Source organism: Actinospineispora spinosispora DSM 44797 (assembly GCF_000429025.1).
In the GTDB taxonomy this organism is placed as follows: Bacteria; Actinomycetota; Actinomycetes; order Mycobacteriales; family Pseudonocardiaceae; genus Pseudonocardia; species Pseudonocardia spinosispora.
On the sequence record NZ_KE386833.1, the window covers coordinates 539,259 to 552,750 of the forward strand.

At 71.0% G+C, this 13,492-nt stretch carries 12 protein-coding genes; 9 read left to right on the forward strand and 3 right to left on the reverse strand.

The genetic code is table 11. The features are described from left to right. The first annotated feature begins 9 nt into the window (after nucleotides 1–9). On the forward strand, nucleotides 10–750 hold the full coding sequence (locus G406_RS0126145; protein ID WP_037078445.1) for a cobalt-precorrin-6A reductase: 741 nt from the start codon (nucleotides 10–12) through the stop codon (nucleotides 748–750). Nucleotides 751–769: 19 nt separating this feature from the next. Here G406_RS0126145 and G406_RS0126150 read toward each other — a convergent pair whose 3' ends face one another. After that, entirely contained in the window at nucleotides 770–1,402 is a 633-nt protein-coding gene (locus G406_RS0126150) for a precorrin-8X methylmutase (protein ID WP_028936037.1), read from the reverse strand. A gap of 126 nt (nucleotides 1,403–1,528) precedes the next feature. Here G406_RS0126150 and G406_RS0126155 point away from each other — a divergent pair, with 126 nt between their 5' ends. Continuing rightward, nucleotides 1,529–3,016: a GMC family oxidoreductase gene (locus tag G406_RS0126155; protein ID WP_028936038.1), complete on the forward strand. Its 1,488-nt coding sequence runs from the start codon at nucleotides 1,529–1,531 to the stop codon at nucleotides 3,014–3,016. 8 nt (nucleotides 3,017–3,024) lie between these two features. Here the strand turns inward: G406_RS0126155 and G406_RS0126160 are convergent, their stop codons facing one another. After that, entirely contained in the window at nucleotides 3,025–3,951 is a 927-nt protein-coding gene (locus G406_RS0126160; protein ID WP_245607219.1) for a DMT family transporter, read from the reverse strand. Between the two features lie 189 nt (nucleotides 3,952–4,140). Here G406_RS0126160 and efp point away from each other — a divergent pair, with 189 nt between their 5' ends. The 7 genes from efp (at nucleotide 4,141) to G406_RS50050 (ending at nucleotide 11,932) form a co-directional block, all read left to right on the forward strand. Next, a complete protein-coding gene (gene efp / locus G406_RS0126165) occupies nucleotides 4,141–4,704 on the forward strand; it encodes an elongation factor P (protein WP_028936040.1) in 564 nt (187 codons plus the stop codon). Between the two features lie 46 nt (nucleotides 4,705–4,750). Continuing rightward, nucleotides 4,751–4,945, forward strand: a complete 195-nt coding sequence (locus tag G406_RS0126170) for a hypothetical protein (RefSeq protein ID WP_028936041.1) — start codon at nucleotides 4,751–4,753, stop codon at nucleotides 4,943–4,945. 133 nt (nucleotides 4,946–5,078) lie between these two features. Beyond that, a complete protein-coding gene (locus G406_RS0126175; RefSeq protein WP_028936042.1) occupies nucleotides 5,079–6,413 on the forward strand; it encodes a purine-cytosine permease family protein in 1,335 nt (444 codons plus the stop codon). Between the two features lie 3 nt (nucleotides 6,414–6,416). Continuing rightward, nucleotides 6,417–7,964 carry a hydantoinase/oxoprolinase N-terminal domain-containing protein gene (locus G406_RS0126180; RefSeq protein WP_028936043.1) on the forward strand — a complete coding sequence of 516 codons (1,548 nt, stop codon included), beginning with the start codon at nucleotides 6,417–6,419 and terminating at the stop codon, nucleotides 7,962–7,964. Then, on the forward strand, nucleotides 7,964–9,028 hold the full coding sequence (locus tag G406_RS0126185; RefSeq protein WP_084216389.1) for an S-methyl thiohydantoin desulfurase family protein: 1,065 nt from the start codon (nucleotides 7,964–7,966) through the stop codon (nucleotides 9,026–9,028). The genes G406_RS0126180 and G406_RS0126185 overlap by 1 nt, the downstream gene beginning before the upstream one ends. 274 nt (nucleotides 9,029–9,302) lie before the next feature. Further along, the gene (locus G406_RS0126190) at nucleotides 9,303–10,364 is read left to right on the forward strand and encodes a DUF917 domain-containing protein (protein WP_028936045.1); all 1,062 of its coding nucleotides are present in this window, start codon (nucleotides 9,303–9,305) and stop codon (nucleotides 10,362–10,364) included. Further along, nucleotides 10,361–11,932, forward strand: a complete 1,572-nt coding sequence (locus G406_RS50050; protein ID WP_245607220.1) for a PucR family transcriptional regulator — start codon at nucleotides 10,361–10,363, stop codon at nucleotides 11,930–11,932. The genes G406_RS0126190 and G406_RS50050 overlap by 4 nt, the downstream gene beginning before the upstream one ends. Here the strand turns inward: G406_RS50050 and G406_RS58525 are convergent. Continuing rightward, nucleotides 11,899–13,413, reverse strand: a complete 1,515-nt coding sequence (locus tag G406_RS58525; protein WP_051342707.1) for a right-handed parallel beta-helix repeat-containing protein — start codon at nucleotides 13,411–13,413, stop codon at nucleotides 11,899–11,901. The two genes, G406_RS50050 and G406_RS58525, sit on opposite strands and share 34 nt — an antisense overlap. Nucleotides 13,414–13,492: the final 79 nt, after the last annotated feature.

A 13,492-nucleotide genomic window follows, 5' to 3' on the forward strand; every position in this document is an offset into this window, starting at 1 on the left:
GCCCACGGCATGACGCGACAGGTGCTGATCCTGGGCGGGACCGGGGAGGCCAGGCGCTTGGCCGACGCGCTCGCCGACCGTCCGGAGTTCGAGGTGGTCTCCTCGCTCGCCGGCCGGGTCCGCGACCCGGCGCTGCCCTCGGGCGCCGTGCGCGTGGGTGGTTTCGGTGGCAGCGAGGGACTGGCCGCCTACCTGCTGGAACACCGGGTCGCCGCCGTGGTGGACGCGACGCACCCGTTCGCGGCGGTGATGACCGCGTCGGCGGTCACCGCGACCGGACGGCTCGGCGTGCCGCTGCTGGTGCTGCGCCGTCCGGGCTGGACACCGGTCGACGGCGACGACTGGCACTGGGTTCCCACGCTGGAGGACGCGGCGCGTGAGCTGTCCCGGTTCGGCGAACGGGTCTTCCTCACGACCGGTCGGACCGGGCTCGCGACGTTCGCCGGGCTCGACCGGCACTGGTTCCTCCTGCGCTCGATCGACCCGCCTGCCCCGCCGGTACCCCGACGGATGACGGTGTTGCTGGACCGGGGCCCGTTCACCGTCCGTGGAGAACGGGCGCTGCTGGTCGAGCATCGGATCGACGTGCTCGTCACCAAGGACAGCGGCGGTGAGATGACCTCGGCCAAACTTCAGGCCGCGAGGGAGGAGGGCGTACCGGTGCTGATCCAGGCACGTCCCGCGACGCCCCCGGTCGATACCGAATCGACCGTCGCCGGTGCGCTGCGCTGGCTGTCGAACCTGCCCTGACCTGGCCAATCGGGTACCCCTACTCCACGGGTGTCGCGATGGCGTTGATCGCCGCCGCCGCGAGGGCGCTGCCGCCCCGACGGCCGTGCACGACCAGGTGCGTGAGACCCGCCGGATGTTCGGCCAGCGCCTGCTTCGACTCGGCGGCACCGATGAAACCCACCGGTATGCCGAGGATCGCCGCCGGTCGAGGTGCACCCGCATCGATCAGCTCGAGCAGTCGGAACAGTGCGGTCGGCGCGTTGCCGATCGCTACCACCGCACCGTCGAGACGGTCCGCCCAGAGGTCCACGGCGGCCGCGCTGCGGGTGGTGCCCAACCTGGCGGCGAGCTCGGGGACCGAGGGATCGGCCAGCAGGCACAGGACCTCGTTGTCGGCGGGCAGTCGTTTACGGGTCACGCCGGAGGCGACCATCGTGGCGTCACACAGGATCGGCGCGCCCGATTCGAGCGCCGCCCTGCCCTTCGCCACGACATCGGGGGAGTAGCCGAGGTGAGCGGGCAGATCGGTCTGCCCGCAGGTGTGGATCATGCGTACCGCCACTGTCGCCACGTCGTCCGGGAAGCCCGACAGATCGGCCTCGGCGCGAATCGTGGCGAACGAGCGCCGGTAGATCTCCGCCGGATCGCGCACATATGAGTACTCCGCCATGGGACAACCGTATGTCGAGGCCCCCGGGCCACGATCATCCGGCGGCGGAACGGTCGATCTTGACTGTGGTCGACCGGCTCGGCGACAGTGGTGCCCTCGGCGCACCGACACCGCGGGAGAGAGCTCATGACGGACTTCGACGTGATCGTCGTCGGGGCGGGTAGCGCGGGCGCGGTACTGGCCGCCCGGCTGTCGGAGGACCCGGATCGCCGGGTGCTGCTGCTGGAAGCGGGACCGGATCACCGCTCCGCCGAGGTGCCGGAGTCGATCGGCGGCCGGAACTTCTGGGCCGCGTGCGCCGAGCCCGGCCGCAGCTGGGCCGAGCTCACCGCCGTGCACCACGAGGCCCAGGAACCCGCCGCCTACGTCCGAGGGCGTGGAGTCGGTGGCAGCTCCGCGGTCAACGCCATGGTGGCGCTGCGCGGGGTGCCCGAGGACTACGACCGCTGGGCCGATGAGCTGGGCTGTGCGGGCTGGTCGTGGGCCGACCTGCTGCCCTGGTTGCAGCGCGCCGAGGACGACGTGGACTTCGGCGGGGACGGCCTGCACGGCAAGGGCGGACCGATCCCGCTGTGGCGGCCGCCCGCCGACCGCTGGTCCGGTTTGGAGCAGGCGCTGCGGACCGCGACGGCCGAGCTGGGCTACCCCTACTGCCCCGACCACCACGCCCCCGAGGCGACCGGTTTCGGGCCCGCCTCACTGACCGTCCGCGACGAACGCAGGGTGTCGACCAACGACGCCTACCTCGAACAGGCCAGGGACCGTCCGAACCTGACGATTCGCGGGGACTCGCCGGTCGAGAGGATTCTGCTGGACGGCGGTCGCGCGGCCGGAGTGCGCCTGGCCGACGGCACCGAGCTGACCTCGACGGAGGTGGTACTCAGCGCGGGCACCATCCACTCGCCGTCGCTGCTGCTCAACTCCGGCGTTGCCGACCGGCCGGTCGGCCAGAACCTCGTCGAGCACCCCATGCTGCCCCTGGTGCTCGTGCTCACCGAGCGGGAACGTGCCCGCGCGGCCGAGGGACGGACGATCTCCAGCTTGCTGCGCTACAGCTCCGGCATGGCCGGAGCCGGTGCCAACGACATGCAGATGCTGCCGCTGACGCCGTTCGGGGTGGAACCGCCGGGAACGGGCATGGCGGTACTGGCGGTCGCCGCCACGCAGGTCTTCTCCCGGGGCCGGATCACCCTGGACCCGGACGGCCAGGTGGCCACGCCGCGCATCGAGTTCCGGATGTTGAGCGACCCCCGCGACCGGGACCGGCTGCGCGACGGCTTCCACCGCGCGGTCGCGTTGCTGCGCCATCCCGCCGTCGCGGAGCTCACCGAGCTCGTACTGGCCGGTGAGACGCCGCTGGAGCAGCTGGATTCCGACGTCGCGCTGGACAGCTGGATGGACAACACGGTGACCAACTACGTGCACGCGGTGGGGACCTGCCGGATGGGGTCGCCGGACGACCCAGCCTCGGTGGTCGACACCGACTGCCGGTTGATCGGCTACCGGGGGTTGCGCGTCGTCGACGCCTCCGTGCTGCCGGACATCCCGAGGGCCAACACGCACCTCACGGTCGTCGCGGTGGCCGAGCGGATCGCCGAGACGATGACCCGCTGACCGGTCGCTCAGCGACGCCGGGACAACGCGACCCCGATCAGGCAGATCACCCCGCCCACCACCGCCAGCCAGGCGGGCAGCTCGGCGAGGAGCACGGCGGACAGCACGATGGTCAGCGGCGGCGCCAGATAGGTGCTGACCCCGAGCCGCCCGGCGTTGGTCCGGGCCAGCGCGTACGCCCAGGTGCTGAACGCGAGGGCGGTCGGCACCGCACCCAGATAGACGAGGCCCGCCGTGGCGGGCAGCGAGGCCACGGAGAGGTCGTGGACCAGACCCGGAGCGAACGGCAGGCACACGACCATGCCGATCGTGCAGGCGAGCCAGGTCACCTGCAGCGCGGGCAGCCTGCCGAGCACCGGCTTCTGCGCCAGCACTCCGATCGCGTACGTCACCGCGGCGACCAGGCACAGGAGCACGCCGAGCAGATCGGCTTCGGGGGAGCCCGGCGCACCTCCCGGACGTGCCGTCGCGTAGCCGATCAACACGGCTCCTGCGCAGGCCACCGCCGCGCCGATCAACAGCCACTTCGGGAAGCCCTCGCCGAGCAACGCACCGGCCAGCAACGCGATCAGCACCGGCCCGATGTTCACCAGCATCGCGGTGGTTCCGGCGTCGACGCTCTGCTCGGCGGCGTTCAACGCGACGTTGTACACCGCGAACCAGGCAACGCCGCACAACGCGATCAGCAACCACTCGCGCCGGGTAGGGCGGACCCAGGTGCGGCGGACCAGCACCAACAACCCCAGCCCGATGCTGCCGACGAGCAGCCGCCCGAGTGCGAGCGGGCCCGGTGCGAAGCTGTGGCCCACGTAGCGGATGGCGACGAACGCCGAGGCCCAGGCCAGTACGGTCACCGCGACCGCGGCGATGACGGCGATCGAGGATCGGGCCGGAGGCGTCGAGGCGACGGCGGGGGCCGTCTCGGGTTGAGTCACGGATGAACAGTAGGCCGGGAACAGTTCGGCCGAGACCGAATAACGGCCGGTCCGAAGAGCGCGACGGACGGTGCTGATGGGATGAGGCACGCGGGGAGAAAACTCGTCCGACCAGGGCTGCCCTACGATGGCCGGAAGAGTCCGCGCCCGTCGAGGCGCATTCACCAGCGTTCTCCGGGAGATTCAGTTATGCCACAGATCAGCACCGCCGACTTCAAGGGTGGCATCAGCCTCGACCTGTCCGACGGGTTGTTCAACGTGGTGACGTTCCAGCACGTCAAGCCGGGCAAGGGTGGCGCGTTCGTCCGCACCAAGCTGAAGAACGTGCGCAACGGCTCCGTCGTCGACCGGACCTTCCGCGCCGGTGAGCGCGTCGAGCAGGCCATCATCGAGACGCGCGAGCTGCAGTTCCTCTACAACGAGGGCGACACGTACGTCTTCATGGACCAGGAGAACTTCGAGCAGCTCGAGGTGCCCCGCGAGGTCGTCGAGGACATCGCCGACTACCTGCTGCCGGAGATGACCCCGGCGCTGCGCTTCTACGGCACCGAGATCGTCGGCGCCGAGCTGCCCGCCTCGGTCGAGCTGACCGTGACCGAGGTCGAGCCGGGTGTGCAGGGCAACCGGGTGTCCGGCGCCACCAAGCCGGCAACGCTGGAAACCGGCAAGATCGTGAAGGTGCCGCTGTTCGTGAACAACGGTGACCGGATCAAGGTCGACACCCGCACCGGCGAGTACCTGACCAGGGCGTAGGACGCCCTCGGGTTCCGCCGATGACGGCCGGACAGTGGGAGAGCGCATGCGCACGTGGATCGGGATCGTCGTCGGGATTCTGTGCTTCCTACTCGGCGGGTTGTGGTTCCTGCAGGGAATCGGCGTCGTGGGCGGCAGCTTCATGACCGGCAGCCGGCTGTGGCTGTTCATCGGCCTGGTGGTCCTGATCGCCGGCCTGACCCTGATCTACAACAGCGCCCGGCGCCTCCGCCGCCGCTGACGCTCCCGCCTCGACCTGTGCGGACTCCACAATCGCGGTGGTCGCGCTGTGCACTTCGCACGGTGACTTTGTTCTGAACCCGGCCCTAGGGTCATCGCTCGAGCACACCATCGAGTGAACAGGGCGGCCGGCCATGGTCTCGCACATCGGAGTCGACGACCACGCGATGACCAGGGTGCCGGAGAGCGCCCGCTACTCGTGGTGGTCCGTCGCGGTCCAACGGTTCGGCCAGATCTCGGCGCTGAACCAGTTCCTGCTCGGCGCCATGCTCGGTTTCGGCATGACGTTCTGGAACGCGCTCCTCGCGCTGACCCTGGGCGCCGTGGTCCTCGAGCTGGTGGCGATCCTCGTCGGCGTCATCGGCGTGCGCGAAGGGCTCTCGCTGTCCGTGCTGGCTCGCTGGACCGGGTTCGGTCGCGGCGGGTCCGCGCTGATCGGGCTCGCTGTCGGGGTCAGCCTGGTCGGCTGGTTCGGCATCCAGTCGGCGATATCCGGCCAGGGTCTCGTACACCTCGTCGGCGGGTTGTCCGAGGGCGGATGGGCGTTGCTCTTCGGCCTGGTCGTCACGGCGATCGTGGTGCGGGGCATGAGCTCCATGGCCTGGACGGCCTACCTGACGGTGCCCGCTTTCCTGGCACTGGTCGCCTGGTCGGTCGCCACCGAGCTGTCCCGGCACGACCTGGGCGAGCTGGTCGGCTCGGCGCCGGCGGGACCGCCACTGACCCTGGTCGAAGGCACCACACTCGTAGCGGGTGGCTTCATCGTCGGTTCGGTGATCACCCCGGACATGACGCGGTTCAATCGCTCCGTCGCGGACGTGGTCAAGCAGACGGTGCTCGGGATAACCCTGGGCGAGTACGTGATCGGGCTGGCGGGTGTGCTGCTCGCGCACGCCGCGCGGACCGCGGAGATCACCACGATCCTGACGTCGTCCGTCGGCTGGGTCGGGGTTCTGATGGTCGTACTCGGCACTCTGAAGATCAACGACTGGAACCTGTACTCCTCCGGTCTCGGCGTGGTCAACTTCGTGGCGACGGTGTTCGGGCGCCAGGTCCATCGCGGCGTGGTCACCGCGCTGATCGGCGTCGCGGGCAGCGTTCTGGCCGCTCTCGGCATCCTGGGCCGGTTCGCCGAGTTCCTGACCGTGCTCGGGTCCGCGTTCCCTCCGATCGCCGGGATCATGGTGGCCGAGTACTTCGTCGTCCGGCGATGGCGTGGTGACCTGGAGGCCGCCAGAGCCGGGGGGACGCTCCCGGGCTCGGCCCCCGACTGGGTACCGGCGACGCTGGTGGTCTGGCTCGGGTCCGCGCTCGTCGGTCTGTTCGTCCACATCGGGCTGCCCAGCATCAACTCGCTGGTGGCGGCGATGGTCCTGTACGTCGTGGCCGGGCGCCTGGGGTGGGTCCGAGGGGTCGGCGAGTACCGGACCGAGGCGTCCTCATCCGTCATCGTCAGCAAGGAGAACTGAGCAGTGCGCATCGGAATCGATGTCGGCGGGACCAACACCGACGCCGTCCTTCTGGACGGCACCACGGTCCTGGCCAGTGTCAAGACCAGCACGACCGAGGACGTGACCTCCGGGATCGTGACCGCGATGGCGCAGCTGCAGCTCCGGCATCCGTTCGATCCGGGCGCGGTCGGCGCCGTCATGATCGGCACGACGCACTTCATCAACGCGCTGATCGAAGCGCGCCGCCTCGCGCCGACCGCGGCGCTGCGGCTCAGCCTGCCGTCCGGTGCGTCGCTGCCGCCGATGGTCGACTGGCCACAGCGGCTGGTCGACGCGATCGAGGGATGCGGCTACCTGGCGCACGGCGGGCACGAGTTCGACGGGCGGCACATCGCCGAGCTCGACGAGGCGCAGCTGCGCAAGGCCGCCGACGACATGGGCCGTCGCGGCATCCGCAGTGTCGCGATCTCCTCGGTGTTCTCCCCGGTCAACGCCGAGTTCGAGACCCGCGCGGCGGAGATCATCGCGGCCGAGCTGCCCGACGTCGCGATCTCGCTGTCGCACGAGATCGGCCGGATCGGACTGCTGGAACGGGAGAACGCGACGGTGATCAACGCGGCGTTGCGTGAGCTGTCCGCCGACATCGTCGACGGGCTCGGCTCCGCGATCGCCGAAGCCGGGGTGAGCGCCCCGCTGTACCTGAGCCAGAACGACGGCACACTGATGGACGTCGACTTCGCCCGCCGCTACCCGGTGGCGACGTTCGCCTCCGGGCCGACCAACTCGATGCGCGGCGCCGCTGTGTTGTCGGGGCTCGGCACCTGCGCGGTCGTCGACATCGGGGGAACCACCTCGGACGTCGGGGTCCTGCGGGACGGGTTCCCGCGCGAGGCGACCTCGGACGTCAGCGTTGCCGGCATCCGCACCAACTTCCGCATGCCGGACGTGCTGTCGATCGGCATCGGCGGTGGCAGCCGGGTCCGCGAGGAATCGGCCGGGGTGACGGTCGGACCGGACTCGGTCGGGTACGAACTGACGTCGAGGGCGCTCGTCTTCGGTGGGGACACACTCACCGCGACCGACGTGGCCGTGGCCGCCGGGCTGACCGACATCGGCGACGCCTCGCTGGTCGCACACCTGGATCCGGGCCTGGTACGCCGAGCGCTGGACCGGGTCGCGCGCGATGTCGCGGACGCGGTGGACCGGATGCGTACCTCGGCGGAACCGTTGCCGGTGGTTGCGGTCGGCGGCGGGTCGGTGCTGCTGCCCGAACTCCTCGACGGTGTACGGGTGAGCCGCCCGGAGGACTTCGCCGTGGCCAACGCGATCGGCGCCGCGATCGCGCAGATCGGCGGCAAGGTCGACCGGGTGTACGCGATCGAGCCAGGTCGTCGGGACGCGGTGATCGACGATGCGAAACAGGAAGCCGTCGACCGTGCGGTCGCGGCGGGCGCGGTCCCGGCGAGCGTCGAGATCGTCGACTTCGACGAGGTCCCGATCCCTTATCTCCCCGGCAACGCCACCCGGATCCGGGTGAAGGCCGTGGGCGACCTGCAGATGGAGGCATGATGCGCACGATCACCGCCGACGACGTCGTGGACATCGCGGACGGCGCCGCGATCCTGGGGACCGGCGGAGGCGGAGACCCCTACATCGGCCGGTTGATGGCCCAGGTCGCGTTGCGCGAACACGGCCCGGTCGAGCTGGTGTCCCTACCCGAGGTACCGGACGACGCCCAGGTGGTGACGGTGGCGATGATGGGCGCGCCGACGGTCATGGTGGAGAAGCTGCCGTCGGCCGAGCAGGTCGGGCTGGCGGCGAGCGCGCTGACCGACTACCTCGGACGGCCGCTGACCCACATCGCGTGCGCGGAGGCCGGCGGCGTCAACTCGTTGATCCCGGTGGCGGCCGCAGCGCGGCTGGGCCTACCGCTGATCGATGCGGACGGGATGGGCCGCGCGTTCCCGGAGATCCAGATGATGATGCCGACCCTGTACGGGATCACCACCACGCCGCTGGCGCTGATCGACGACAAGGGCAACCGCTGTGTCATGGACACCGTCGACAACGCCTGGGCCGAACGGCTGGCCCGTACGTCGACGATCGAGATGGGGTGCTCTGCGATGCTCGGCTCGTACGCGATGAGCGGGACTCAGGCCCGGGAGTCGCTGGTACCGGATACGCTGAGCCTGTGTGCCGAGCTGGGTGCGCTGGTCCGCGCGGCACGGGCGGCGCACACCGATCCGGTGGCGGCGGTCATCAACCGGATGTCCGGCCGGCACCTGTTCACCGGCAAGGTCGTCGACGTCGAGCGCCGCACCGTCACCGGGTTCGCTCGCGGCGTCGCGCGGTTGACCGGTATCGGTGACGATCTGGGCGCTGAGCTCGTCGTGCGGTTCCAGAACGAGAGCCTGGTGGCGGAACGGGGCGGAGTGGTCATCGCGTCGGTACCCGACCTGATCTGCACGGTGGACCACGAATCCGGCGCCGCGGTCACCACCGAGGGGCTGCGGTTCGGCCAGCGGCTCACCGTGTTCAGTGCTCCTTCGGACCCCCGCTGGCACTCCGAGGCAGGTCTTGCGCTGGCCGGTCCGCGCTACTTCGGCTACGACGTCGACCCGGTGCGGGTGTAGCCGGCCGATGCGGTGACACGGGTGTCCGATCCACGTAACCCACCTCGCCGTGGCCCGTGCCTCAGCGCGCCCTTCTCACCCCACACCGCGCACCGTGTGGTCACACCGCGCTGTGTGCACATGGCGCGGTGTGGACTTACGGTGCGCGGTGTCGCTCACATACCGTTGGGTACACGACTATCGGGCTTACGCCGTGACACGGCGCGAACCGATTTCAGCGCGGAACGCGCGGCCCCACCGGGCCACACATGCTGCGACGGGACGGCTTCCTGCCATGCACATCGACCACAACGCTGTGACGGCACTCGAACGCGGGGTGACGCTGCTCGGCTCGGGAGGCGGCGGGGACTCGGCGACGATGGCCGAGCTGATGCGGTTCCGGCTGCGCTCGCGCCGAGAGCTGTCCGTGACCCCGGTCTCGGAACTGCCGGATGACGCCACGGTCGTCCCGGTGGGCATGGTCGGCGCCACCTCCGCGCTCACCGAGAAACTGCCGAGCGGGCGGGAGTTCGCCGACGCCGTGAGCGCGATCGAACGGTGGACCGGCACGAGCGCCGACGCGGTCGTCTCGATCGAGATCGGCGGCACGAACGGCCTGTTGGGGCTCGTCGCGGCGGACGAGCTCGGCCTGCCCTGCGTCGACGCCGACCTGTGTGGGCGAGCGTTGTCCCGACTCGACCAGTTCTCCCTGGTCGCGGCGGGACGCGAGCTGGGTCCCGTTGCGTTGAGCGATCCCCGCGGCCAGCTGGTGGTCCTCGACCGGAGCGCACCTGCTCGGATCGAACGCACCGTTCGTGCGCTCATCACGCTCGGTGGCTGGGGAATGCTGGCGCTGGCTCCGGTCCTGGCGAGCGAACTGACCCACTGCGCGGTGCTGGGCACCGTCAGCGCGGCACTGCGGCTCGGCGAGCTGGCGCTGTCGCTGAGTCCTCCGGACCTCGCCGAGGCCGTCGGCGGCAGGCTGCTCGGCGAGGGGCGTGTCGTCGAAGTGGCCCGTCGACTCGAGCCGGGCAGGCACGACGACCCGGGTTTCGGCAGAGGCAGCGCGACCGTCCAGGCGACGGCGGGTGGGCTGGTGCGGTTGGAGATGGAGAACGAGTACCTGCTGGCGCTGTGTGATGGCGTGGTGGTCGCGACGACGCCGGATCTGCTCGTGGTGCTGGACAAGCGCACGGGCGTGCCGATCCCGTGTGACCGGCTGCGCCAGGGTATGGAGGTGGGCGTGCTGCAGCTGCCCGCACCGGAGTTCTGGCGGGACCCGCGACGCGGGGCGGCCGTGTGGCCGCGTGCGTACGGCATCGACTGTGATCCCGTCCTGCTGGCGGGTGCGCCGTGACGATCACCGTGCGTCGTCTGCTGGCGCTGGCGGACTGGGCGGGGAACGTCGAGGTGACGGGCGGCCGCGGGGGACTCGACCGTGCGGTGCGCAGGGTGCATCCGATACTGGATCTCGGGGCCCGGCACGAGATCGTCGACGGGGAACTGGCCGTGCTGGTGGAACCGGTCGCGGTGGCGGACTGGCGGGTCGACGCGCTCCTGCGGCGAATCGCGGACGCGGGGGGAGCGGGACTGCTCCTCATCGGCGGTCCGCTCGCGGCCTCGTGCCTGCTCGCCGACCGTCTTCGGGTGCCGCTGTTGAGCACGCCGGCGGAACCTCTCGCGCTGCTCGTCAGTGCCCGGCTGCTGCTGGCCGCTCCCGACCTCGACCGGGCGGAGTTGGTGCTGGCGACGCACGCGGAGCTCGACGACCGGTTGAGAGCACCCGAGGAGATCGTCGGCGTGCTGCGTGGTCTGCTGCGCGCGTCGGTGGCCCTGCTCGACGACCGGGGTACGCCGGTGGCCGGCGACCCGCTCGACGCCGGCCCGGTGCGCGTCGACGAGCCCGTGCCGCAGCGCTGTGCCTGGGCCGGGTGGGAGCTGCTCGCCCATCCGGTGCTCCTGCCGCGCTCCGCGCGTCCGGCGCTGTGGCTGGTGGCCGGGATCCGAGGCGACGGTGCGGCGTGGGCGGACACTGTCGCGCCCGCGTTGGCGATCGCCGCCTCGGCGGCCGCGAGATGGCTGCTGGTGCATCGGGTGGAGTCCGAACGCGACGCCCGTTATCGGACCGCTCTGCTCGGCGACGTGCTGAGAGTCGCCGGCGAGCCTTCCGCGGACCTGCGCCGCCGCGCCGCCGACGCGGGCTGGCGGCTGGGTGGCTGGCACGTCGGCATCCGCATCGGCGTGCCGCCGAGCACCGACGTGCTGGCCAGGGAACCCGACGTGGTGCGGGTACTGCGCGGTGCGGGGGTCGACGCTGTCGTCGTCGGGCACGGTGACGGCTGGACGGGGTGGGCCACGTTCGACGTCGAGCCTTCGGCCGAGCGGGTGCGCGCGACGGCCGCCGGGCTGCGCGATGCCCACCGTGAGCTACGGCGAACGCTGACCGCGCACCTCGGGGTGGGACGTCCGAGACCGAGTCACGAGGGCCTGGCCAGAACGGTCGCCGAGGCGGCCGATGCCGCCACCCTCGCGGCCACCCGACCGGAAAGCGGCTATTTCCTGCACGTCGACCAGCTGGGAATGGCTCAGCTGCTGCTGGAGTGGACACGGACCGACACCTTCGAGCCGGCGGCGCGAACGTTGCTCGCGCCGCTGCAGGAGGAGACCGGTGACCTGGTCAGGACACTGTCGGCGTATCTCGACGCCGAGTCGTCGCTCGCCGCGGCCGCCGCCGTGCTCGGCGTGCACCGCAACACGGTCGCGGCCCGTGTCGCCCGGATCGAACGGTTACTGCAGATCGACCTGGCGAGGGCTGACGACCGGCTTGCACTCCAGCTCGCTTGCCGAGCCGTCACCCTGTCCGACGACCAGGGACGTCCGGGGGCGCCTGCTCACGGCTGGCCGCCGGCGGGCGGGCCCTGGTAGCCGTGCTTCGAGGAGTTGTCGATACCGACCTCGAAACCGATCGTCTGGGCGACCCGGTTGCCGCTGATCTTCGCACCGGTGGATTTGTTGTCCAGCGCGAACGCCTTCTCGTTCTTGCCGGTGATGTCGTTGTTCGTGATGATCATGTTCTTGACGTCGTCGACCATGACGGCCTGCGAGGCCTGGGTGTCGCAGAAGTTGTTGGTGAACGTGACGTTCGAGCTCTCGCCCTTGCCGCTGCCGTCGCCCGCGCTGCTGTTGGGGCCTTCCGCGATGAGGCACTGGTTGTCGATCTTGGTGCACCGGTTGCTGTCGATCCGGACATTGGTGCTGGCCGGGGTGTCGGTGGCGTAGGTCTGCATGCAGTCGGCATGCGCGCCGCCGAGGTTGCGGACGTCGCTCACCGAGTTGTGCAGGATGTTGATGTTCGAGCCGAAGAACCGGATTCCGTCGCCGTCACCGCCCCTCGGTGAGGTGATCGAGTTGTTGAGCGCGGTGATGCCGTTGCCGGTCAGCTGGATGCCGGGCGCGGTCGCTCCGGCCGAGTCGAACCCTTCGACGACGACGTTGTCCGCTTGCACGGTGATGCCCTTCACCGAGGTCTGGCCGTCACCGATGATCTGCAGCGGTGCCGTCGGGGTGCCGGACCTGGTGACCTTCAGACGCTCGGTGGAGCTCCCGGTGGCACAGATCCGGTCGCCCGGATTCGCCGAGTCGATCGCGGTCTGCAGTCCGCCCGCGTCGACCTGTTTGGTGCACGAGACGGGCGCGGGCGCGGGACGCAGCGCGCCCGGACCGCAGATGTTCGCCCCGGCGGGCGCGCTCGGCACCCGCAGTGCGCTGGCGAGTGCGCCCAGCACGCCCCAGGACGCCGAGCACTCGGCCGACACCGGCTGACCGGCGGGGGCGAGGCCAGGAGCGGCCGGCGGCGCCGCGGGCAGGCTCGGCGCGGCCGAGGGCAGCGCGGATGGGAGCGCGGACGGGACCGCTGACGGGAGAGTCGAGGGCAGGGCCGACGGTGCGGCCGGGAGGGCGGACGGTGCGGCGACACCGGCGGCCGGCGCGGGGGGAAGCGCGGAGGGTGCCGGAATCGCCGAGGGCACCTCGGCCGCGGTGCTGGGAACGCCGGGCGACACCGGCGCGACCGCGGCGGGAGGCAGTGCGGCGGAGGTGGGCGGCAGCGCGCTGGGTAGTTGCTGCGGGAGAGCCGAGGGCATCGTCGACTCGGGCAGCGCGGGCTCAGGCACGGTGGAGGGAACGTCCGACTCGGGTGTGGGAGTGGTGATCACCCCGACCCCAGGCGCGACCTTCGGTGGTGTCGGGCGGGGCGGCGGTGTCGGCTTGGGTGGATGGGTCGGTGCGGCCGGCCGTGGTCCCTGCGCGGATTGGGCCAGCAGGGTGGGCGCCGAGGCCGAGCGGGCAGAGGCGGGGGGCGGGCTCACCGCGACCGCGATCAGTCCGGCCGCAACGGTCAGTGTCATGATTCCACCGACGACCGTGCGTCCGAGACCGGCGGATCGACCGTCTCGGGGACGTGGGGTGCTCACACCGCGTCGCAAA